Below are 23,782 nucleotides of genomic sequence, written 5' to 3' on the forward strand. Positions count from 1 at the left end.
CAGACGGACGCGGGGTGGAGCAGCCTGGTAGCTCGTCGGGCTCATAACCCGAAGGTCGTCGGTTCGAATCCGGCCCCCGCAACCAATTACAGATAAGCACCTTAACGGGTGTTTTTTTGTTTTTGGCTTCCGGTAAAAAAAGCGGCGCAGTGGCCGCCCTCCTCTCAGCGACGCGCCAGCACCGCACCTTTATCGAAATACGCCTTAATCCCATGCAGAATCGCCTCAGCCACCTGATGCTGATAACGCGGCGTGCGCAGCTTACGCTCCTCCTCCACATTACTGATAAACGCGGTCTCCACCAGAATCGACGGAATATCCGGGGCTTTGAGCACCGCAAACCCCGCCTGATCCACCGTGCGTTTATGCAGGTGATTAATGTGGCCCATGCGCGATAACACCTCTTTGCCGAACTTAAGGCTGTCGCTGATGGTCTGCCGCTGCACCATATCGAACATGGTGTGATCCAGATAGCGGTCACCGCTCATGCTCACCCCACCAATCAGATCCGATTCGTTCTGGGTTTGTGCCAGGAAGCGCGCTGCGGTTGAGGTTGCGCCGCTGGTCGAAAGGGCGAACACCGACGAACCGCGCGCCGCACGGCTGGTAAAAGCATCGGCGTGAATCGAGACAAACAGATCGGCGCGCTGTTTACGTGCTTTCGCTACCCGCACGCGCAGCGGGATAAACACATCCTCGTTGCGCGTCATATACGCCTTCATGTTGCGCTCTTTGTCGATCAGCGCCTTCAGATAGCGACCAATCTTCAACACAATGTCTTTTTCGCGCGTTTTGTATTTGCCATGCGCACCGGGATCTTCGCCACCGTGGCCGGGATCGATCATGATGATGATCGGACGATCGCGCCCCGCTTTGCCCGGCAAAGGTGCTTGCGCCGGTTGATCACGCTCAAGATCGCCCTGGTTGTAATCGTTCAGTAACGCCAGTAGCGGATCCTCTTCCGGCGAGGGCTGGCTCGGATAGAGATCGACCACTAAGCGATGTTTGATGCCCGCAACCGGTGCCAGCGTGAAGATCTTCGGCGCCACGTTGCGTTTCAGCTCCAGCACCACTCGCACCGTGTTGGCATCAAACTGGCCAACTCGCGCATGTTTGATATAGGGATCGTCAACGCGCACTTGCTTATCCACCCCTCTCAGGACCGGATTGATATGCAGGTTATCGATGTCGATCACCAGACGATCGGGATTGCTCAACGTGAACTGTTTGTACTTGAGGGGGACGTTCGACTCCAGCGTCACGCGGGAGTAGGTTGACGATGGCCAGATGCGCACCGCCACAATGTGCTGACTGGCCGCCAGCCCGGTTCGCGTTACGCTTAATAGCATGAGCGCACCCGCGCCCTGCAATAATCGTCGTCGTGTAAAAGCCTGGGACATGCCGCTCCAACTGCCGTGTAGTGTCTAAAATATCGTCAATTGACGAGAGGAAGGCGAAAACTTTGCTTAACAAGCCATGGGTTGTTTTGCCAGAAAAACCAGATAATGCAGGCTGTTAGCGAGGGTTGCATCAGGAAAATCGTAAAGTAACGTCAGGCCCGGCACTTGCATTAGCTGGCAAAAGAGCATAAAAATACACAAATTACGAATAAACATTCACAGAGGGTTTGCCGTGAAGGAACGTAGTACTGAACTGGTTCAGGGTTTTCGCCATACCGTTCCCTATATAAATGCCCACCGTGACAAGACCTTTGTCATTATGCTTGGCGGCGAAGCTATCGAGCATGAGAACTTTTCCAACATCGTTAACGACATTGGCTTGTTGCATAGTCTCGGCATTCGCCTGGTGGTTGTCTATGGTGCCAGACCGCAAATTGATGCCAGCATGGCGCAACAGCAGCTGGAACCGATTTACCACAAACACACGCGCGTAACCGATGCCCAATCACTGGAACTGGTGAAGCAGGCAGCAGGACGTTTGCAGCTGGATATCACCGCACGCCTGTCGATGAGCCTGAATAACACCCCGCTGCAGGGCGCGCACATCAACGTGGTAAGCGGTAACTTTATTATTGCCCAGCCGCTGGGCGTCGATGATGGTGTGGACTACTGCCACAGCGGCCGTATTCGTCGTATTGATGAAGAAGCCATCCATCGTCAGCTGGATAATGATGCCATTGTGCTGCTCGGCCCAGTCGCGGTGTCGGTGACCGGTGAAAGCTTTAACCTGACATCAGAAGAAGTGGCCACGCAGTTGGCGATTAAGCTAAAAGCCGAGAAAATGATTGGCTTCTGCTCTGAACAAGGCGTCACCAACCGCGAAGGTACGATTATCTCTGAGCTGTTCCCCAACGAAGCGCAGGCGCGTATCGATGAGATGGAGAACGACGGTGATTTCCTGTCAGGCACCGTGCGTTTCCTGCGCGGCGCGGTGAAAGCCTGCCGCAGCGGCGTGCGTCGTAGCCACCTGATCAGCTATCAGGAAGATGGCGCATTGATTCAGGAACTGTTCTCGCGTGACGGTATTGGTACGCAGATTGTGATGGAGTCCGCTGAGCAGATTCGTCGCGCCACCATCAACGATATTGGCGGCATTCTCGAATTGATTCGCCCGCTGGAGCAGCAAGGCATTCTGGTGCGTCGTTCGCGCGAGCAGCTGGAAATGGAGATCGACAAATTCACCATTATTCAGCGCGACAATCTGACCATCGCTTGTGCCGCACTCTATCCGTTCCCGGATGAGCAGATTGGTGAAATGGCCTGCGTGGCGGTGCATCCCGATTACCGCAGTTCTTCACGCGGTGAGCTGTTGCTGGAGCGTGTGGCGCTACAGGCTCGTCAAATGGGCCTGAAGAAGCTGTTTGTACTGACAACCCGCAGTATTCACTGGTTCCAGGAACGTGGCTTTACGCCGGTGGATATTGAGTCATTGCCGGAGAGTAAGAAGCAGATGTATAACTATCAGCGCCGGTCCAAAGTGCTGATGGCGGATTTGCGCTAACGGCGGGGAATGCCAGCTAACGCGGTTAAAGGCAGTTAAAGGCAGTTAAAGGCAGTTAAAGGCAGCGTAGGGTAGGTTTCGCTAAACGGTCTGGAATTGCCCAACGTCTTAAACTGATAACGTTGTCAGGATGCGCATCCACGCGCATCCAATAAAACATCTGCATTGCCTGCGGTCGGTTTCTTTACCGACCTCAACTCTCGCTCAGAATGACTCTCCGCTTAACCGGTCCAACAATCCGCTGCGACGCTGAGTGCGTAATTGCACCGCACGACGAAATACGCCTTCATCGCTGTAAAGGGTTAACTGTTTGCGCGCACGCGTAATGGCGGTGTAAATCAGTTCGCGGGTGAGTACCGGTAAAAACTGTGCCGGCATCACCAGCGCGGTATGCTCGAACTCCGATCCCTGCGATTTATGCACCGTCATCGACCAGGCCGTATCATGCGCCGGTAACCGGCTTGGCTGTACGGCTTTGATGCTGCCATCCGGCAACGGGAAGAAAACTTTCAGCAGCCCTTCATCATCAAACAGCGTAATGCCAATATCGCCGTTAAACAGCCCAAGCGCGCTGTCATTGCGAGTCACCATCACCGGACGGCCCTGATACCAGCGGCTCCCCCCCAGCGGACGACGAATCAGCTGCATCTGCATCAGTTTTTGCTCAATACGCTGATTTAATCCCTGCACGCCAAACGGCCCTTCGCGCAATGCGCACAGCAGCTGATAACGCCCAAATGCGTGCAGAATCTCTGCGGGCTGTGCTCGCTGGCTCACCAGCCGCAGGAATGGACGGTAGCCTTCCGCGATATCATTCAGCATTGCCTGATAGGCCTCGCCATCATTAAGTGGCTGGCGTGATATATCGCTGAAGCCCGCGTTAAATGCCGCCTCAACCGCTTTTGGCTCACCGGCATTGACCGCAGCCGCCAGCTTGCCGATGCCCGAGTTAGCATCAAAGCGATAGCTCTTGCGTAGTAGGCAGATGGCGTCGCGCACGGCTGGCGCGCTGTCATCATCGTGGCCTTCAACCTGGCAACCGGTTAACGCACTCAGCTGGGCTGCACGCGCGACGCTGTATCCCGCTTCCGCACAGCGGCAAATATCGCCCAGTACCGCACCGGCTTCTACTGACGCCAGCTGATCGCGGTCACCAAGAAAAATCACGCGCGCCTGGGGTGGCAGTGCGGCGATGAGATTGGCCATCATGCCCAAATCAACCATTGAGGCTTCATCCACCACCAGCACATCCAGATGCAGCAGGTTACCGGCGTGATAGCGCAAGCGCTGGGTTTCGGGCTGGGCACCTAGCAAACGGTGCAGCGTGGTAGCTTCCGCTGGGAAGCGTTGGCGCTCAGTGTCGCTGACCGGCAGTTTTTGCAGCGCTTTACCGAGCGATTCGGTTAAACGCGCCGCCGCTTTGCCGGTCGGGGCTGCCAGTTGAATGCGCAGTGCACCCTGGCTCAGGCGAATCAATGCCGCCAGCAATTTTGCCACGGTGGTGGTTTTCCCGGTGCCTGGGCCGCCGGAAATGACTGCTGTTTTCTGCGTTAGCGCCACCGCCGCCGCGATTTTTTGCCAGTCATCGGGTTCAGTACCAAACAGGTTATCCAGTACCGCACGCACCTCTCCATCAGGAAATGCCTGCGGAGCAGACTGCGCCTGAAAGAAACGCGCCACCTGCCCTTCATGGTGCCAGAGACGATGCAGATAAAGACGGCCTTCGGTCAGTACAATCGGTGCTGCCTGCTCGTTGTTGCTGTTGCTCAGAGCAGGCCAGCCAGCCAGAATTTGCGTCCAGTCCTGCGGCTCGCCCGCCGCCAGCCAGATGGCCTGCGCCAGTTCAGGATGGCGGCCATTGAATAACCCTTCACGGCTCAGCTGTGACAGCGGTAAGCAGACGTGCCCCTCACCCGCTTCCGCGCTGAGACAGGCAGCCGCCAGGAGGCGTGCTGGCTGCGTGTTATCCGCCAGCAACAGGGCGAACTGAACATCCAGTGAGCGCAGCAAACGCAGCTCAACCGCCTGTTGAAGTAGCACTGTAATGCCACTCATGCCGAGGCTCCCTGCCCGCGAAACAGGCTATCCAGTTGTGAAACAAAATCCAGAGTTGGCCGTGTGTGGAATACGCCGTTGGCCGGTGAAGTGCCATCCATGCCACGCAGGAACAGATAAAACACGCCGCCGAAGTGCTGCTCGTAGTCATAATCTGCCAGGCGATGTTGAAGATAGCGATGTAGCGCCAGCGTGTAGAGTTGATATTGCAAATCATAGCGGTGGTCGATCATCGCCTGTCTCATCGCTGCTGGCGTATAAGCTTCGTGGCTGTCGCCCAGCCAGTTGGATTTGTAATCCAGCAGGTAATATTTGCCTTGCCAGCGGAACACCAGGTCAATGAAGCCTTTCAACATGCCCTGTACCTCACGAAAATCGAGCGGCGGCGCATCGGACGATAAAGCATCCTGACGGATCAGCGCATCCAGATCATTCGCGGTCAGCAAACCGTCAATCGGCAAGTAGAAGCCCATCTCCACGAGGCGATCGCTGGTCTGTACCTGACCGAGCTGTATCCCCTGATCGTTGAGCGGCGTACTCACCACGCGCGCAATCCAATCCGTCAGTATCGGTTGCCAGTGTAATGGATACCCATTCTGCTGCAGATGTTGCTCCAGCAATGCGGCCGTGGGGGGATGTGGGAAATCGAGAGATTCGAACAGTTCATGCAGGAAAGTCCCCGGCGCGGCGCCGCGCGGGAAATGGTGCGGTGTCAGTGCAGCTTCAGCGATCTCTTCCTGCTGTTCTTCGCCTGCGGCTTCCAGGTCAAAACTCGGCATCACATCTAGCAGCCGCTGGCTGCCATGCTGCTGCAAACCGGAGTAACTGGTGACACGCCAGGGTTCCACCAATGTGCGGCTGACGGTGCGGGCGGCCAGCGCGTCATGAGCGGCATCAGGCGCCTGCCAGCGTTCGGCTTCCTGATCCTGCACGCGCATCACTTCAGTGCCCGCGACATTGATCTGATTGAGTAACATGTCCAGCTGTTCCGCTGTCGCCGCTTCACCGCGCTGCAAAAGATGGCCCAGTGCGCTTTTATGCAGATCGCTCTCGCCTTCTTTTTTGCGCGTGCCGCGAAACAGCGGTGCCACACCTACGCTACAGTGATACACCGAACGGGTAAGTGCCACGTACAGCAAGCGCAGGTCTTCGGCCAAACGCTCCTGCTCGGCCATCGCCAGGCTTGCATCATCGGCCTGCAGATCCAGCACCGCCTCAAAGTTGTCGCGATCGTGATACAGAGCGGTATCCGCCTCGCGGAATCCGGCAGCGAACGGCAGCCACACCAGTGGGTATTGCAGACCTTTGGATTTATGGATAGTGACGATCTGCACCAAATGGCGATCGCTTTCCAGACGCAATTGCTGGCTGGACGACTGGCTGTCCGGGCTGGCTATCTGCTGCGCCAGATAACGCACCAGCGCGTGCGGGCTGTCGAGCTGCGCCGCCGCTTCCTGCATCAGTTCACCCAGATGCAGCAAATCGGTCAGGCGGCGTTCGCCATTTTCTGAGGCGAGCAGGTTTTCCGCAAGCTGGCGTTCCTGTATCAGCTGGCGCAGCATCGGCAGTACGCCGCGCTGCTGCCACAGCAGTTGCCAGCGGGCAAAAGTCTCCACCAGCTCATCCCAGCCACGCGCATCCTGATCCAATGCATCCAACTGTGCCGCATCAAAGGCAAACAGCGAGGTAGCGAGCGCCGTGCGCAGCATGCGCTCCTGCTCGGGAGCCAGCACCGCCTGCAGTAACCACAGCAACTCGCGCGCTTCGGGCGTGGTATAGACGCTGTCGCGGTTCGATAAATAGACCGAGGGAATGCCAAGCTGGTTAAGTGCTTCGCGGATCAGATTGGCTTCGTTGCGGCTGCGCACCAGCACCGTGATATCCGATGCCTGCACCGGGCGTTGCGCGGCCGCTTTACCCAGCAGTGCACGCTGTTGCTGCCCCGCCTGTAACCAGTGGCTGATATCCGCGGCACACTGTCGCGCTAACGCCTGCTGATAATCGCCTACGCTGCACCCGTCGCCCGGCAGCAGCCAGAAACGCAGTGCCGCCTGATCCTGGTTATCCAGTGTGAGAGAAAGCGTCTGATTTGGCTCAGCGAAGTGCACCGGCAAGAAAGGGATATCATCAAAGACAAAAGGCGCTTCGAGCCGATTGAACAGCTGATTGACGCTCTCCACCATTGCTGGCGAAGAGCGCCAGTTGGTGTCGAGGGTGTAATGCGCGCTCACTTCATTACGTGCGCGAATATAGGTAAAAATGTCTGCGCCACGAAAGGCGTAAATGGCCTGTTTTGGATCGCCAATTAACAGCAATGCATGGTCAGGCTGATTACCGTACAGCGTACGGAAAATACGGTATTGCTGCGGATCGGTGTCCTGGAACTCATCAATTAACGCCACCGGGAAACGCTGACGAATCGCCTGCGCCAGCATTTCTCCTGCAGGCTGCTGCAGGGCATCATCCAGTCGGCTCAGGAGATCATCAAAACCCAGCAGCGCCTGCTGGCGTTTCTCTTTCCGTACGGCGGCGCGGATATCCACCAGCGCGCGCGCAATCAGCAAATCGCGTAGTGAAATGGGCTGAGTCAGAAACAGGTCGATGGCCGCAAACAGGGCATGGTGCGGAGGATGGCCTTTTTTGGTTTTCTCCTCCAGCACCCGTTGACCAAAGCGCGCCAGCTCTGCGGGCACCTGATAATCCAGGGTTTCACTCTGTGCCCAGAAACTGACTTTATTCACCCACACCGGCAGATTTTTACTGCTGTAGCTGCGTTTGTCCACGTCGGACTGCCCCACCAGCGTCAGCACCTCTTCACCCACCGCGCGCCACTCGGCTTTCATCGCGTTAATACGCGCCAGGTTTTCGTTGTGGCGCATCGTCAGCGTTTCGTCGTCAGCGGGCGCTAAACGCAGGTTAGGTGATTCGCCTTGCAGCCACGGCCGCAACGTCGCCAGCAATTGCTCCGGACCACTCCACTCACTGACAATCACGCGGGCGATATCCAGTGAGAGTGGATAACAGTGGCGACGCCAGAAATCGGCAGTGGCCTGACGCAGCAGCTGTTGTTCATCTTCAATCAGCTGCTGTTCAAACAGCATGCCGGATTCAAAGGCGTTGAGATTGAGCATGCGCTGACAAAAGCCGTGGATGGTAAAGATCGCCGCTTCATCCATCTGCCGCTCTGCAGCCAGCAGTAGCGATGCCGCTTCTGCAGGTTGCGGCATCTCCAGTAGCAACTGCATCAGCATCGGATTGCGGCTGGTACCGCGAATGCAGGCCAGCCGCAGCTCATGGATGTTGGCACGGATACGTCCGCGCAGCTCTGCGGTGGCCGCCTCAGTAAAGGTCACGACCAGAATTTCTTCGACCGACAGTGGCCGGGCATAGGCATGTTGCCCGCCCAGCCCCAACAAAAGCCGCAGATAAAGCAGACCAATAGTGAAGGTTTTACCGGTTCCAGCAGACGCCTCAATCAGCCGCTCGCCACGCAACGGCAGCGTCAGCGGATTGAGCGGTTCTGGCGGCTGAATCAGACTCATTGCGCGTCACTCTTAACCGGCAGGGATTGCTGTAGCTTCTCCACCTGATCCCAGGTCGTGAAGCCCGGCAGAGGTGCATAATCATCTTTGGTGGCGCCATCGTGGCTACCGCCAATCTGCGAAATCATCGCCATACCCTGCTGTTCCAGCACCGCTTTATGGAAGAAATCGGCCACGCCCTGCGGCGTGAGCTTTTGAATCTGCTCGATGGCTTTTTCACGGGTATCGAAAGCAAAATTCTGCCGGTTGAAGTCACGGCTGTAGCGATTCGCTTCTTCATCAAGCGTTTGCGGGCGCTGTTTTAAGTCATTGATCAGCGCCTGCTGATACTGGGCAAAATCTTCCGGTTTCATGTCGCGCAGGCGTTGCTCAGCCTGCGGATAAAACGCCTCAAAGCGCTGCATCAGATAGGCTGGCTGCTTGCTGTTGCTTTGCAGCAGGAAGCCAATCCCCCACTGGCGACCAATCGGCATCTGATACGAGAACACCGCATAGCCCAACTGTTCCTGGGTGCGCAGTTGGTTATAGAACCAGGGTTGGACAATCTGGCTCAACATGGTGCTGTTGGCCATGCTTTGATACTCGTCGTAACCCAGTGGCACGTAGAGTGCTGCCAGTGCTGAATCCGTGCTGCTTCCTGCGGTTTGCAGGTTGGCCTTCATGGCTTTATCGATCACCACGTAATCGCTGTGCCAGTAACTGTGACCATCGCTGTGCAACTGCTGTTGCAGATCGGTGCCCAGCTGTTTAACGCGATCGGCGGAGAGGTTGCCCACCACCATCATTTCCGGCGTGGCGTTGCGCAGTAAGGCATCACGGTAATCCGTCACGTCTTTCAGCGTCAGATCTTTCACTAACTTGCGGCGCGTCTCACGCTGGGTATACGGCAGCTGTGACAGCATCTGCATCGGTTGAATCGCCTGCTCGAAGGCTTTGCCCTTCTCGGCGGCTTCCAGTCGATCCAGATACCAGGATTTTGCCTGTTCCAGTTGCTGTGCGTCCGGCTGGAAGCTGGCATAGCCCTCAACCAGTTTTTTCAGTAACTCCGGCAGACGCTGGGTAAAACCACTGGCGCTGAACACAATGCCGTCATCTTCACCGGTAGAAAAACTGATCCCCCCCACTGACGCCTGCGAGTTCAACTCATCCAGCGCCACGCTTGAGAGATAATCATTCAGACCAAATAACACCTGCTGACGCGCGTCGCTTATTGCCGCTTTGTTGCGCAGTGCCAGAGTAATGGCTGCCTTTGGTTCACTGGCGTAGAACTGGCTTGGCATCCAGTAGATGCGCATGCTGTCACCGTCGGTCAGCGCCACCGGATGCGTATACGTTTTGCCATCGCCAGGCATAATGGAGAAATCAGAAGGGATATACGGATTCAGCGTCGGCATCGACAGTTGAATCTGCGCGCCACGCTGCTGCCAGTCACTGAACTGGGTATCACTGATTTTATCGACCTGGTAAGGCGCATTGACAAAATAGGCTTCTTTGTTGTGCGGCTCATTCGGGCTGATATACCAGATGCGGGCATTTTGCGGTGTCATCTCATCCAGACGAGATTTGATTGCCGCAGGGTCAAAGTTATCCGCGAGATAAGGTGCATCCAGCGTATGATCCACTGGCACGCGCAGCATGGTATCCACTAACCATTCAATATAATCCATGTCACGGGTGATCGACGGATAGCGGAAATCCAGCGCCAGCACATGCGACACCTCATCGAAATAACCCTTATCGATACCTTTACTACGCAACATGTCGAGGTAGCTAAAGATCGCCGCCACCACTTCATCACGCTGTGCCAGGCCTTTGTCGGTCAGGGAGACCGTGATGGCAAACACGCCGCTGTTGCGGTCCGTCATCGGATCGGCACCGGCATTCACACCGTCGGCCAGCCCCTGCTTTTGCAGCCAGTCGTTAAGGGTGTTTTTACTGCGATTGCCCAGGATGTAACTGATCAACGTATCGGTTTTGCTGCGGAACTGGTCGCTGTTGTTGGCGATGCGGAATTCAACTTTAAGCTGTTTTCGCGGTTGGGCAGGCACGTAGTGGATGATGATGCCTTTCTGCGCATCGGTCACCACCGGCACTTCGATTTTCGGTACGATGGCCTGATGGTTAGCCACTCGTCCAAAAGTCTGGACCGCAATGTCGGCCATCTCTGGCAGCGATTTGTTGCTGTATATCACCGCTTTCATCAGATTGGCGGAGTAGTGGCTGTGATAAAACTCGGTCAGCGCCTGATGCAAATTGCTGTCGGGCTTATCGCGCAGCGTATCAAGGTTACCGCCTGAGTAGCGGGAAGCTGGATGCGCTGGATTCAGAGTTTCCGCCCCGACCTGCGCCATACGCAGGCCGTCGCGCGAACGCGCCATAGTGAGCTCTGCATTAACTGCATGACGCTCACGATCGGCGTTGACCGGATCGAGCAAAGGCTCTGCAATGGCATCGGCCAGACGATCCACCGCCGGTTGCAGTGCATCGTTTTCCACTTCCAGATAGAACGCGGTGCGATAAGAAGCGGTACTGGCATTGTGACTGCCGCCGTGCTTTTTCAGGAATTCGGCCAGATTATCCGGTTGCGGATAGCGTTTTGAGCCCATCAACACCATATGTTCGGTATAGTGCGCCAGCCCTAGCTGCTGATTGGGATCGTCCAGCGAGCCGATAGGCAACGTCAGTGCGGCCAGTGATTTAGGCGCTTCTTTGTCAGACACCAGCAACACCGTCATACCGTTAGTTAGCGTGATGGCCTGATAACTGCGCGGATCGTGATCGCTTTTTCGAATTGTTTCATTGATGGGCTGCCAGCCGCGATCGCTATCGGCAAAGGCATTCAGCGCCAGCATGCTCAGCAGCAGCGCTCCCATCCAGCGTGCGTAAATCCGCATTTAAACCCCTTTCTTTACCCTTTACCGCTGGCTGTGTGCCCAGCGGCGCAATAGACAACTTTTTATGATTTTGGGAACACCCGCAAAAGCGGCGTTACCCAATTGCTATTCATCATCTTGATGCGCAAGGCGCACCGGTAAATACCACTGGCGAGCGGCGGCAACAATTACCTGCACCGCCTCATCATCCAGCGTCCGGCTCAGGCGCTGCAGATAAGGATCGCTGCCTTCGCCCTCCACCTGAAAACCACCCTGCCAGGCTTGCAGCAATTTGTTCAATGCCTTTTTCTGCGTGGCGTCATCGTCCAGCAACTGGCCGGATTTTCGATCAAAACTGGCATCCAGCCACGCGCCACCCGATTTGTTCAGCAACATCAACGGTTCCGTCATCCCCGCCTGATAAGCCGTCACGTATTCGTTCAACAGTGACAGCGCAGACTCAGCGTCGATGGCTTTAAAACGCCAGCGGCTTTGTTTGCGCCCGTACATGCGGCTTTCTCCTTTGCCGCCCAGCGCGCAATAAACCAGATGCTCCAGCCACAATAGCAGACCATCGTTCATGTTCAGCACACCCGGACGCCAGCGTAACAGTCCATCAGCTTGCACCTGGGTTAACCAACCGGTCAACTGCACCCCATTCAGCGGCAGATTGATTTCCCAACTCTCTGAGGGCTGACGCTGTCCACTCACTTCCGCAGCCACTTCCTTCATCTCTTCGGTCTGGCTCTGCCAGAAAAGTTCCCCAAAAGCACCATAAGGCAGATTGCCCGCAGCGCGATGACGCGCATAAAGCTGCGCGGGATCCTCACCGTTGACCAGGGTATTCAGTAGCTGCGCATTGATTTGATAACGCTCCAGACTATCTGGCGCAAACGGCTCGCTGTCCGGCAATTCGCTCTCTTCCATCCAGAAAGCCACGCCCAGCCGCTGTTGGAACCAGGCCCGTACCGGATGACGCCAGAAGCGCAGCAATTGCTCAAGCGAGAGCGTTTCCAGCGGCAGTGGCGGCAACCGTTGCACAAAGTCTGGCTGTGCCACGCCACTGTCGGTAGCAGCAGGCAACCACTCTGCGGCGAAGCTCTGGCCGTAAGCGTCAGGGCGGAAGTTCTCCGCTGCAAAGGGCATGCGGCTGTGGAGCTTCTGTAAATGCTCACGTACACGCTGCTCGCTGACGTCGGGTTCGCACGCTTCATCGCCTGGCAGACAAAAACTCTGACCAAGATAATCCACCAACTCTGTCACCAGCACTGAGGGATAACGCTCGGTGTTGTCCTGAATCGCGCGGCCGATATAGCTGATGTAGAGCTGATGCTGTGCCGAAATCAGGGCTTCAAGGAACAGGTAGCGGTCATCATCACGGCGGCTGCGATCGCCTTTGCGTGCCTGCTGCTGCATCAGGTCAAAACCGAGCGGCGCCAGCGTGCGTGGATAGACACCATCGTTCATCCCCAGCAAGCAGACGACTTTGAACGGAATCGAACGCATTGGCATCAGGGTACAGAAGTTTATCGGCCCGGCCAGGAAGCGCTGACTGATACGCTGCTGATCGAGGCGCGAGCGCAACTCATCACGCAGTAAGGTGACGGGAATCGGTTGCTGATAATCAGCCTGCGTGCCCTGCTCAATAATCTGTTTCCACTGGGTTTCAACCAGCAGTAATGCTGCGTCGCTTTCGGCATCGCCGTTGAAGAAGCTGTCGATCAGCTCGCGGCACAGCGGCAACCACTCCGGTAGCGTACGCTCGCCAGTCAGTCGGGTGCGCCACGACTCTAAGCGAGAGAGCAATTCGGCCAGATGCCCGGCCAGTTCGGCAATCAATCCGCTGGATTCGTCGTAAGGCAGAATGCCCTGCCAGTCACCGTTGCGGCTTTCCAGCGCGTAACCCAGTAGCATGCGCTGCAGGCCAAAGCGCCAGGTATGTTGACCGGTGGCAGGCAGTGCCAATGCTTCGACGCTGGCATCATCCAGCCCCCAGCGAATACCGGATTCCATCACCCAACGGCGCAGCAGGCGCAGACCGCTTTCATCCACCGAGAAGCGCTGCGCCAGCGCAGGCACTTCGAGCAGTGCCAGCACTTCTTCGGAAGCAAAGCGGCTGTCTGGCAGCGCCAGCAAGCTCAATAAGGCCAGAATCGCCGGATGTGCCTGGCTGGCGCGGCGATCCGAGATGGCAAACGGCAGATAACGATCCGCAGGCGCACTGGCAAACGCCGCCTGAATGAAGGGCGCGTAGCTATCGATATCCGCCACCATCACGATGATGTCGCGCGGTTTGAGATCGGGATCGGCCTCCATCAGCGCCAGCAGATGATCCTGTAACACTTCCACTTCACGCTGAGCGCTATGACATACCTGCAGCGTGATGGTGCGATCATCAGGGTCGAGCACCCGTTTTTTGTGGCTGTTACCCAGTTCATCGGCGTGCAAACCGATCACGGCGTGGTCATCCAGGTTGAGCAGGTCGGCTTGCAGACTGTGTAGCAGGCTGTCCTGCGGCATCTCAACAAAGGCATCAATATCGTTAGCGGCGGATTCCATCTGACTCAGCAGAAACAGATTATCGCGCCCCAGTTTGCCCCACGAGGCCAATAACGGATTGGTGAGTTGTTGCTCGCCGAGTTCATTGAACAGCGTCGGAGCTGCTTCGGGATCGCGGAACAGCGGCTGTGCTTCTTCAGACTGCATGCGGCGACGTTTGCGGCTCTGCAATTTGGCGAGGAAAGCGTAATCCTGAATATCGCCCCAGTAGTGGCGGCAGGGGTTGGTGAACAGCAGGTGAATATCGATATGGCGGCCAAGCGCTTCCAGCGCCTGTAAATACACCGGCGGCAGCGCGGAGATACCACAAATAAACACGCGCTGCGGCAATCCCGCCGGTGGCGTTTCGGCCTGCTCCAGCGCATGGATAAAGCGCGCATACAGGTTGGCACGGTGCCACATCGGCTGGCCCAATTGTTCAGTGAACGCCACCAGATCGCGCCACAGCGGTGCCTGCCACTGTTGGGCATCGCTCAAGCCGTCGATGAGTTCTCCGCGCTCCCAACTGTTGAGCCAGTCAGATCGATACACCAGATACTGGTCAAACAGATCGGCCACGCGGGCGCTGAGCTGATAAAGCTTGCGCTTGTCATCGTCATCATTGAGGTAGTGACGCAACGGCTGAAAGGCCTCCTGCTCCAGCAAGGTGGGCAAGCGATGCATCAATTTCCAGCTCATGCTGGCTTTAGTGAAAGCGCTCTCCTCTGGAATGCCGGGCAGCACTTTGACAAACATGTTCCAGATAAAGGTCGCAGGGAGCGGAAAGTCGATATTCGCTGCAATACCAAAACTGTTTGCCAGTTCCATCTGCAGCCACTGCGCCATGCCGGGGCTTTGCACCAGCACCTGTTCGGCCGCGAACGCATCGTTCAGCGGCTGGTTTTCAATCAGAATTCCTGCCAGATTTTTCAACAGATCAAGCTGATTAGAGTGGTAAACCCGGAACATAAATCTCCTTGAGAGGGAAAACAGCGCAGCCTGGTCACTCTACCCTGTATCGCTAACGATGCCTATCGCCGAGGTCACCTTAGTGACAATTGAGCTGGGCCAGACTGGCACTGCGCTGTTGCGAGCCCGTCACCGTGATACGCTCCAGCACGCATCCTATGCCCACACTCTGCTGCTGACGATCGATCTGCCAGCCCGCCACCTCACGCCCCAGCAAGGCTTGTCCGGCAACCTGCCACGCCTGGCGCTGCTGCCACTGTTGACTAAACCCTAAGGCCAGCGCGCGATGGTATTGCAACAGCATGCTGATGGTCATCGCCAGCAGCAGCATCGCCACCAGCGTTTCTGCCAGGCTAAAGCCCTGTTGATCCTTCCTGCGGCTGGCAGTGCTCCGGTTTAGACAATGGACAGTAGTCAATCCAGCCGTGCGCCTGGGGATGCAACCGTTGGTTGCGTGGCGAGACCCATTGCCAGAGGCGGAGATCACTCTTTTCATCCTGACCCGATAACAGCGCATTGCCCTCCTCCATCTGCAATAAGCAGCTTAACCACTGGTGCGCGGACTGTTGCTGACATTGCCAGCCGGACGCCGCTGGCCAACTCTGCATCAGCCCCCATTGCAGCGCAGTCTGTGCCTGCGCAAAATCTTTATGGTGCTGCTGCGTATCGGCCACCAGCACCATACCCTGTGACAACTGCGTGCGTGTGGCATGCAGCGTCAGGCTGCCGAGCAGTAACAGCATCAGCACCATGCCCAGCGTGCTGTTGCCGTACTGGTTCATAAGTTTCGTCCTTCAATCCAGTGCTCCACCTGCAGGCTTTGTGTACCCGATCGCCCCGTCAGATGGAGCATTAATCGGGTGCCTTGCCGCACCACGCTAAAATGTTCGATGGTGAGGAAAGCGGGATCGGTTAGGCGTTCCCAACCGTTGCCGTTGCAGTTATCCACTGCGCGCTGCATTTCCAGCTGCCCGCTGCGCAACCGATAGCCGTAAAAGTCGCTGTCACTGCTGCCCACATCTTCCCAGCGCCCATTGCTGTTTTCATCCCAGCGCAGCAGCACACAGCTGCCACTCGCAGCCAGAGTCAGTGCGGGGCCAGTACATTGCCCACGACAGTATCCCGCGCGCTGTAACGCTTTTTGCAGCGTATGAGAAAGCTGCTGTAGCTCCTGCTGCAATTGCACACGCTGCTGCAGGCGCAGATTTTGCTCCAGCAGTAGCGGCAAAAATCGGCCCACACTCACCATCAATATCGCGCCTACTGCCAGAGCAATCAGCATTTCCAGCAGGCTGAAACCGGCCTCCGCTACTCGCACCCTTTTTCTCCGGTCTGGCAGGCGCGAATACGTGCTCGCGCAGAGATAATCACCCGCCAGCGACCGGCAGCATTTTCAATCTCAATGCTGCCAGGGCGCGCCACGTCACGCCGTCCAAAGAAACCCGGCTCGCCGATGATGGCACTGAAGCGTACCCCGGCATGCGGCGGTGCTAGCCACCAGCGTGAAGGCAGTTCACAGCCCTCCGCCGGTTTTACACCTACGCCCAAACAGCCGCGTTCGCCGGGAATCAGCCACAAATTGAGATCGCTGTTATGCCCGTTCGCATGGGCGCGCAGCCGTAACAGAAACCCCTGCAGCTGCAGCACGCTATCGCGCAGTTGTTGATGCTGCTGCCAGCGCTGCCAACTGTGCAGGGCGCCGAGGCTGAGTATGCCGGCGATCACCATCACCAGTAGCAGCTCCAGCAGGGTGAAACCGAGGTTTGCGTGTTTGTTCATGGCAGCCAATGTGCGCTTCAATCGAACAGGCAACAAGGCATCAAGCGGCAGGATGGAAAGCGTCGCGCAGGCTGTTTTCGCGCGGTACAGGCTGAGACAAATATTTGCGAGGCGGATACAGATAACAGAGATAAAAAAGCCCCGCACAGTGGCAGGGCTTCAGCGTGATGACGCGTGAGTTTACACCGCAACCGGCGCTTTAATGGCCGGATGCGGGTCGTAACCCTCAATCTCAAAATCTTCAAAGTTGTAATCGAAGATAGAAGCAGGTTTACGTTTGATCACCAGTTTCGGCAGCGGGCGTGGCTCGCGCGTCAGCTGCAGCTGTGCCTGTTCCAGATGATTGCTGTACAGATGCGTGTCGCCACCGGTCCAGACAAAATCACCCACTTCCAGATCGCACTGCTGCGCCACCATATGCACCAGCAGCGCATAGCTGGCGATATTGAACGGCAGACCAAGGAAGATATCGCACGAGCGCTGATAAAGTTGGCAAGAGAGCTTGCCGTTTGCCACGTAGAACTGGAAGAAGGCATGACAAGGTGCCAGCGCCATCTGATCCAGCTCGCCCACGTTCCATGCCGATACGATGATGCGGCGTGAATCGGGATCGCGCTTCAACTGCTCAATCACTTTGCTAATCTGGTCGATCTCTTCGCCTGACGCACTGCCCCAGCTGCGCCATTGCTTACCGTAGACCGGTCCTAAATCGCCATTCTCATCCGCCCACTCGTCCCAAATCGTCACCTTGTTATCTTTCAGGTAGCTGATATTGGTTTCGCCTTTCAGGAACCACAGCAGTTCATGAATGATCGAACGCAGGTGCACCTTCTTGGTGGTGACCAGTGGAAAACCATCCTGCAAATTGAAACGCATCTGGTGGCCGAAAATCGACAGGGTGCCTGTACCGGTACGGTCGGCTTTCTCTGCGCCTTCATTCAGCACATGTTGCATTAAATCCAGATACTGTTTCATTTTACCTCACGAGTTTGTTGCTGCGGACGACGACGAAACGCCCAGATCATCATAATCACACCGGCCAGAATCATTGGGATCGAGAGAATCTGCCCCATGCTGATGCCGCCTTCAAACAGGCCCAGTTGGGCATCCGGCTGGCGGAAGAATTCGACGATGATGCGGAAAGCGCCATAGCCAATCAGGAATAGGCCAGAGACGCTGCCCATCGGGCGCGGCTTGCGAATAAACAGGTTGAGGATGATGAACAGCACGATACCTTCGAGGAACAGCTCATACAGCTGCGAAGGATGACGCGGCAACACACCGTAAGTGCTCAGCAACTGCTGATACTGCGGATTGTTGGCCGCCAGCGCGATATCTTCACTGCGCGACCCCGGGAACAGCATGGCGAATTTGAAGTTGGGATCGACACGCCCCCACAGCTCGCCGTTGATGAAGTTACCGAGACGACCGGCGCCCAAACCAAACGGAATCAGCGGCGCAATGAAATCAGATACCTGGAAGAAAGTGCGTTTAGTACGACGCGCAAACACCAGCATCACCACAATCACCCCAATCAAGCCACCGTGGAACGACATACCGCCATCCCAGACTTTGAACAGATAGAGTGGATTATCGAGGAACAGCGGCAGGTTATAGAACAGCACGTAGCCGATACGGCCACCGAGGAACACGCCGAGGAAGCCCGCATACAGCAGGTTTTCCACTTCTTCTTTTTTCCAGCCGCTGCCGGGTTTATTGGCACGGCGCACCGCCAGCCACATAGCAAATACAAAGCCCACCAGATACATCAAACCGTACCAGTGAAGCGAAATCGGTCCGATGGAGAAAATTACCGGATCGAATTGGGGAAACGAAATGTAGCCGTTAGTCATCTTTCACCATCGTTTTTTCTGCCCTGAAACGGGTCTGGCTAAGGGGTCATACCATAAAAGGCTGCGCATGATAGCACAGCCGCTTTTCACAATTGCCGTGGAAATGTAAACGCCGTTAACGGCCGCCGCGAATCAAACCGCCCAGGCCACGTCGTTCCATAAACGCGGACACCAGATGGCGCACTTCTGAAGCGGTATGGGCCGCCACACCATTTTCACTGAGCTTCTGCGTTTCCTCGTGATCGAGGTGACGCAACAGATACTTCACGCGCGGAATATTTTTACCGTTCATGCTGAGGTGGTGATAACCCATGCCCACCAGCAGCGCCACGCACATTGGGTCGCCGGCCATTTCACCACACAGGCAGAGTTCCAGTTTGGCCTGACGGGCTTCGTGGGCAATGCTCTGCAGCGCGCGCAGCATCGCCGGATGCAGCGGATCGTAGAGATTCGCCACACGGGTATTGTTGCGATCCACCGCCAGCAGATACTGCGTCAGATCGTTGGTGCCCACCGAAATAAAGTCCACGCGATCCGCCAGATGCGGGATCATAAACAGCATGGAGGGCACTTCGATCATCACGCCAATACGCGGTTTCGGGATCACATAGCCCAGCATCTCTTCCACTTCGCGACCGGCACGATCGATCAGCCGACGCGCATCGTCGATCTCATCGATATGACTGATCATCGGCAGCAGAATGCTGAGATTGCCGGAGGCCACGTTGGCACGCAGCATGGCGCGTACCTGCACCAGGAAAATTTCTGGCTGGTCGAGCGTCAGACGAATGCCGCGCCAGCCGAGGCAAGGATTTTCTTCACTGATCGGCATGTAAGGCAGCTGTTTATCGGCGCCGACATCCAGCGTACGCAACGTCACCGGCTTATCGTAGAACAGTTGCAGCATGCCTTGATATTGCGCGACCTGCTCCTCTTCCGACGGGAATCCGTTGTGCAGCATAAATGGAATTTCTGTGCGGTACAGGCCGATGCCATCCACCCAGTTATCCAGCTTCTGCTCATGCTCAGGGCTCAGGCCCGCATTCAGCATCACCTGCACCCGTTCGCCGCTTTTCAGCTCGCCGGGCTGCTCCACCACACCTTCAGCCATTTTGCTCAGCGCATTTTCTTCGCTGATCAAACGCTGATACTCCTGCACCAGCACGGGTTCAGGATCGATTAACAACTCGCCGCGATAGCCATCGACAATCAGCAGGCGTTTGTTGAGCTGCGCAGGGATGATATCCGCACCCATGACGGTGGGAATGCCCATCGCGCGCGTCAGAATAGCCGCGTGGGAATTGGCCGCACCGTCGCGTACCACCACACCGGCTAAACGCTCCGGTGGCAGCTCTGCCAGCGTGGTCGCGGTGAGTTCATCCGCCACCAGCACGAAGCGTTCAGGCCAGGCATTGGTGCCGACCAGCGTATCGTCGAGATGGAATAGCAGACGTTGTCCGAGCACGCGCAAATCGCCCGCACGCTCGCGTAAATATTGATCCTGCAGGCTGGCAAACTGTTCGGCGAACTTCTCGATCACCGTTTTCACCGCCCACTCGGCAACCGATCCGCGATCAATCTCGGCAAACAGATCTTTTTTCAAACGGGCATCGGTTAACAGGTGCGAGTAGAGATCAAAGATCGCCGCACTCTCTTTTTGCACGCTGGCGGTAAAGCGTTTGCTAAAGCGGCGAAATTCATTGCCCGCCTCGCCCATTGCCAGCACCAGACGCTCGCGTTCACGCTGCACATCCAGCGTGGAGGCCGCAGAGACTTGATCCAGCAAGGGCTGGGTTTCATCAACCCAACCGGGCGCGACCGCCACGCCAGGTGCCGCCGCGATGGCTTTCACCCGCGTCTGACGGAACTGACCAAACAGTTGGCCGAGCTGTGATTGCGATAACAAGCCCGCCATCTGCGTGGCCAGCGTCACCAGGAAGGATTCTTCGCTTTCGTCGAACTGACGATGTTCGCGCTGCTGAACCACCAGCACGCCAAGCAGTTGGCGACGGCTGATGATCGGCACGCCAAGGAAAGAGCGATAACGCTCTTCTTTAACAGAAGGAATGTATTTGAAGCTGGGATGGCTTTGCGCATCGGCAAGGTTGATCGGCTCGGCTAAACGTCCGACGAGCCCGACAATACCTTCATCAAACGCCAGCGTGACAGTGCGACCGCGCGGCTTTTTCAGCCCGCGCGTCGCCATCAGGTAGTAGCAACGACGATCGTGATCTGCGAGATAAACCGAGCAGACCTCGGTTTCCATCGCAAGGCAAATTTCGTTTACCAGAATGTCGAGTGCTTCATTCAGACGCGGAGCACTCGCCACTTTCTCTACTATTTCGCGCAACTGAGTGAGCATAAAGGGCGTGGCCTATCCTCTTTTACGTCGATGAGCGGCATTGTTATTACGCTGCCCCGCACTCTCCTGCATAGACATCACCACGCCAGCGAATTCTTTCATCACGCGGCGATAGACATCGCGCTTAAAAGAGACGACCTGACGCACCGGATACCAAAAGCTGACCCAGCGCCAACCATCAAACTCCGGCGTGCTGCTGTGTTGCACATTGATCTCCGCGTCACTACACATCAACTGCAGAAGAAACCACTTTTGTTTCTGGCCGATACACACCGGCTTTGTGTCCCAACGCACCAAACGTTTTGGCAACTTGTAACGTAACCAGTTACGGGTTGAAGCAAGTATTCGAACATCTTTGCGGTGTAAACCCACTTCTTCGAACAGTTCGCGATACATCGCCTGTTCAGCGGTTTCACCCGGATTGATGCCTCCCTGAGGAAATTGCCAGGAGTGCTGTCCAAAGCGCCTGGCCCATAACACTTGTCCTTGCCTGTTACAGATTACGATACCAACATTCGGGCGGTAGCCATCATCATCGATCACTGGACTACCTCAAAGCTAAATTTGAATAGCCTGATTGTTTCACACTCCTTACAGGCGGTAAACCACTGGATATCCGGGGCGATAGCCGAATAAAAACAGGATAACTCACAGAGTTTAGCCAAGTTATAAACAGCGGAGCGGTTTTCAGGGCGATCTTATTCACCTTTTCTGTGGATAGCTTTGTGCAGAACACGGGAATGAGTTGAATAACCACTTCGGAAAATTCTCATAAGGCAGATAAAGAATAGCACTAAAAACACCATTAATCATGGTGATAGGAAAAAATGACAGTGGTGTTTCAACGCGGAGCACTTTCTAATTATCCTCAGGTTCCATTCGCTGCTCAAAGATCCACCAGCGTCGCTTTTATCCACAGATAATGCCCTAAACCTGGTCAAAGAAAGGAAAAAAAGCGTTCAAATCGCTAAAGTCAAGGCTGTAAATCGAAACAGTGGTGCTCTGCGAGGGGGGTTATCCCACCATTCTGTGGATAAGTAGTCTTGAGATCCTGTTCATTGTCGATAACAAACTGGGATAACCTTGCCATAGCATCCACAACCGTCCGGCAATGCAAATAAAAAAGCACGCTTAATCATGCTATTATCACGGTTATTCACGCTGCGCGCATGTGGAAAACTCGCACCCGTCAGCGCTGTACATCCTTTAACCAATATGAGTTTTGCCATGAATTCCCCCGTTTTATTGCCGCCGCCACCACAAGATGAAGCGGAATTACTGCAACGTGCACAACAGCTGGCAGGCCAGACGTTTGCTGCACTGGCAGCTCAGCTGCGTTTGCCGGTGCCAGCCGATTTGCGGCGGGATAAAGGCTGGGTTGGCATGCTGATTGAGCTGCACCTTGGTGCCAGCGCGGGCAGCAAAGCGGAGCAGGATTTCGCCCATCTCGGTATCGAACTCAAGACCATCCCCGTGGATGCGCTGGGCAAACCGTTGGAAACCACCTTTGTCTGCGTTGCGCCTCTGACCGGCAACAGCGGCGTAACCTGGGAGACCAGCCATGTGCGCCACAAGCTGGCGCGGGTGTTATGGATCCCGATTGAGGGCGACCGTGCTTTGCCCCTCGCGGATCGTCGTGTGGGATCGCCGCTGTTATGGCAACCGAGCGAGGAAGAAGATCAGCAGTTGCGTGAAGACTGGGAAGAGTTGATGGATATGATCGTGCTGGGCCAGGTGGAACGTATTACCGCCCGTCACGGCGCCTGGCTGCAGATCCGCCCGAAAGCGGCCAACAGCAAAGCGCTGACGGAAGCCATCGGTGAGCATGGAGAGCCTATAATGACGCTACCGCGCGGTTTTTATCTCAAGAAAAGCTTCACCGGACCGCTACTGGCACGCCATTTTCTACTGTAAATGACTCGACTCCTTACACGACTGGTTCGGTTCCCCTGATGGGGCCTTTTTTTGGTGCAGCAAGGCGGCAAGTACGCGAATCCCCGGGAGCATACATAAGTAAGTGACTGGGGTGAACGTGAGCAGCCAAGGCAGCTGCAAGCCGAAACAGGACGTGTATAATCGCCGTTTAATTTTCGTTTAGGATTGAATGATTCATGTTTGACTGGATTGCTGATCCCAATGCCTGGCTGGCACTGGGAACTTTGACCATTCTGGAAGTGGTTTTGGGTATCGACAACATTATCTTCCTGTCGCTGGTTGTCGCTAAGTTGCCGAAACACCAGCAAAACAAAGCTCGCCGCCTCGGTTTAATGGGTGCCATGCTGATGCGACTGGGTCTGCTGGCGTCCATTGCCTGGGTAGTCCGTCTCACCAATCCGCTGTTTACCCTGATGGATCACAGCTTTTCTGCGCGCGACCTGATCCTGCTGTTTGGTGGTCTGTTCCTGCTGTGGAAATCCAGCATGGAGATTCATGAAACCATCGAAGGCGCCGAAGGTGAGCACAAAACCAACGTCCACTCCTTCTTCGGCGCGATCGTTCAGATCATGTTGCTGGACATTATTTTCAGCCTCGATTCGGTGATCACCGCTGTCGGCTTGTCCGATCATCTGTTCATCATGATGGCTGCCGTGGTCATTGCCGTGTTGATGATGATGTTTGCCGCACGCGCCATTGGTGAATTTGTTGAGCGTCATCCATCGGTGAAAATGCTGGCGCTGGCATTCCTGATTCTGGTCGGCTTTACCCTGATTCTGGAGAGTTTCGGTATCCATGTACCAAAAGGTTACATTTATTTTGCCATGTTCTTCTCCATGGCCGTGGAGTGCCTGAACCTGATGCGCAGCAAGAAAAGCGCGGCTTAACGATGTCAAGGGCGAGCGCATCTCGCCC

At 55.9% G+C, this 23,782-nt stretch carries 16 protein-coding genes and 1 tRNA gene; 4 read left to right on the top strand and 13 right to left on the bottom strand.

From position 1 onward, the window contains the following. The first annotated feature begins 8 nt into the window (after positions 1-8). Positions 9-85 (top strand) — tRNA-Met (locus CRO33_RS09600). A 79-nt stretch (positions 86-164) separates the two neighbouring features. Here CRO33_RS09600 and amiC read toward each other — a convergent pair. After that, a complete protein-coding gene (gene amiC / locus CRO33_RS09605; protein WP_034823092.1) occupies positions 165-1,400 on the bottom strand; it encodes an N-acetylmuramoyl-L-alanine amidase AmiC in 1,236 nt (411 codons plus the stop codon). Between the two features lie 232 nt (positions 1,401-1,632). On the opposite strand from amiC, the gene argA reads away from it, so the two are divergent. Next, positions 1,633-2,961, top strand: coding sequence for an amino-acid N-acetyltransferase (argA, locus tag CRO33_RS09610; protein ID WP_034823094.1), 1,329 nt, complete (start codon positions 1,633-1,635; stop codon positions 2,959-2,961). A gap of 204 nt (positions 2,962-3,165) precedes the next feature. On the opposite strand, the gene recD is transcribed toward argA, so the two are convergent. The 12 genes from recD to rppH form a co-directional block, all read right to left on the bottom strand. Further along, complete coding sequence (gene recD / locus CRO33_RS09615; RefSeq protein WP_097117985.1) at positions 3,166-5,016, bottom strand: exodeoxyribonuclease V subunit alpha; 1,851 nt, start codon at positions 5,014-5,016, stop codon at positions 3,166-3,168. Beyond that, positions 5,013-8,558, bottom strand: coding sequence for an exodeoxyribonuclease V subunit beta (gene recB / locus CRO33_RS09620; protein WP_097117986.1), 3,546 nt, complete (start codon positions 8,556-8,558; stop codon positions 5,013-5,015). Before recB ends, recD begins: the two co-directional genes overlap by 4 nt. Then, positions 8,555-11,452 (bottom strand): pitrilysin, encoded by a 2,898-nt coding sequence (gene ptrA / locus CRO33_RS09625; protein WP_097117987.1) that lies wholly within the window; start codon positions 11,450-11,452, stop codon positions 8,555-8,557. Before ptrA ends, recB begins: the two co-directional genes overlap by 4 nt. A gap of 105 nt (positions 11,453-11,557) precedes the next feature. Next, entirely contained in the window at positions 11,558-14,938 is a 3,381-nt protein-coding gene (gene recC, locus CRO33_RS09630) for an exodeoxyribonuclease V subunit gamma (protein WP_097117988.1), read from the bottom strand. A 79-nt stretch (positions 14,939-15,017) separates the two neighbouring features. Further along, positions 15,018-15,290, bottom strand: coding sequence for a prepilin-type N-terminal cleavage/methylation domain-containing protein (locus CRO33_RS24775; RefSeq protein ID WP_313373956.1), 273 nt, complete (start codon positions 15,288-15,290; stop codon positions 15,018-15,020). Position 15,291: 1 nt separating this feature from the next. Then, positions 15,292-15,720 carry a DUF2509 family protein gene (locus tag CRO33_RS09640; protein ID WP_097117990.1) on the bottom strand — a complete coding sequence of 143 codons (429 nt, stop codon included), beginning with the start codon at positions 15,718-15,720 and terminating at the stop codon, positions 15,292-15,294. Continuing rightward, positions 15,717-16,256 (bottom strand): prepilin peptidase-dependent protein, encoded by a 540-nt coding sequence (locus CRO33_RS09645; protein ID WP_097117991.1) that lies wholly within the window; start codon positions 16,254-16,256, stop codon positions 15,717-15,719. Before CRO33_RS09645 ends, CRO33_RS09640 begins: the two co-directional genes overlap by 4 nt. Next, positions 16,247-16,717 carry a prepilin-type N-terminal cleavage/methylation domain-containing protein gene (locus tag CRO33_RS09650; protein WP_097117992.1) on the bottom strand — a complete coding sequence of 157 codons (471 nt, stop codon included), beginning with the start codon at positions 16,715-16,717 and terminating at the stop codon, positions 16,247-16,249. The genes CRO33_RS09645 and CRO33_RS09650 overlap by 10 nt, the downstream gene beginning before the upstream one ends. Positions 16,718-16,897: 180 nt before the next feature. After that, a complete protein-coding gene (gene thyA / locus CRO33_RS09660) occupies positions 16,898-17,692 on the bottom strand; it encodes a thymidylate synthase (RefSeq protein ID WP_045816400.1) in 795 nt (264 codons plus the stop codon). Beyond that, positions 17,689-18,570, bottom strand: a complete 882-nt coding sequence (lgt, locus tag CRO33_RS09665; RefSeq protein ID WP_034823111.1) for a prolipoprotein diacylglyceryl transferase — start codon at positions 18,568-18,570, stop codon at positions 17,689-17,691. Before lgt ends, thyA begins: the two co-directional genes overlap by 4 nt. Positions 18,571-18,685: 115 nt before the next feature. Then, entirely contained in the window at positions 18,686-20,932 is a 2,247-nt protein-coding gene (ptsP, locus tag CRO33_RS09670; RefSeq protein ID WP_038645088.1) for a phosphoenolpyruvate--protein phosphotransferase, read from the bottom strand. 12 nt (positions 20,933-20,944) lie between these two features. Further along, a complete protein-coding gene (gene rppH, locus CRO33_RS09675; protein ID WP_034823115.1) occupies positions 20,945-21,475 on the bottom strand; it encodes an RNA pyrophosphohydrolase in 531 nt (176 codons plus the stop codon). 684 nt (positions 21,476-22,159) lie between these two features. Between rppH and mutH the strand changes: the two genes are divergently transcribed. Further along, positions 22,160-22,846, top strand: coding sequence for a DNA mismatch repair endonuclease MutH (mutH, locus tag CRO33_RS09685; RefSeq protein WP_097117994.1), 687 nt, complete (start codon positions 22,160-22,162; stop codon positions 22,844-22,846). Positions 22,847-23,043: 197 nt separating this feature from the next. Next, entirely contained in the window at positions 23,044-23,754 is a 711-nt protein-coding gene (locus CRO33_RS09690; RefSeq protein WP_034823125.1) for a TerC family protein, read from the top strand. Positions 23,755-23,782 lie beyond the last annotated feature (28 nt).

It is taken from the genome of Pantoea sp. GL120224-02 (genome assembly GCF_900215395.1).
In the GTDB taxonomy this organism is placed as follows: Bacteria; Pseudomonadota; Gammaproteobacteria; order Enterobacterales; family Enterobacteriaceae; genus Pantoea; species Pantoea communis.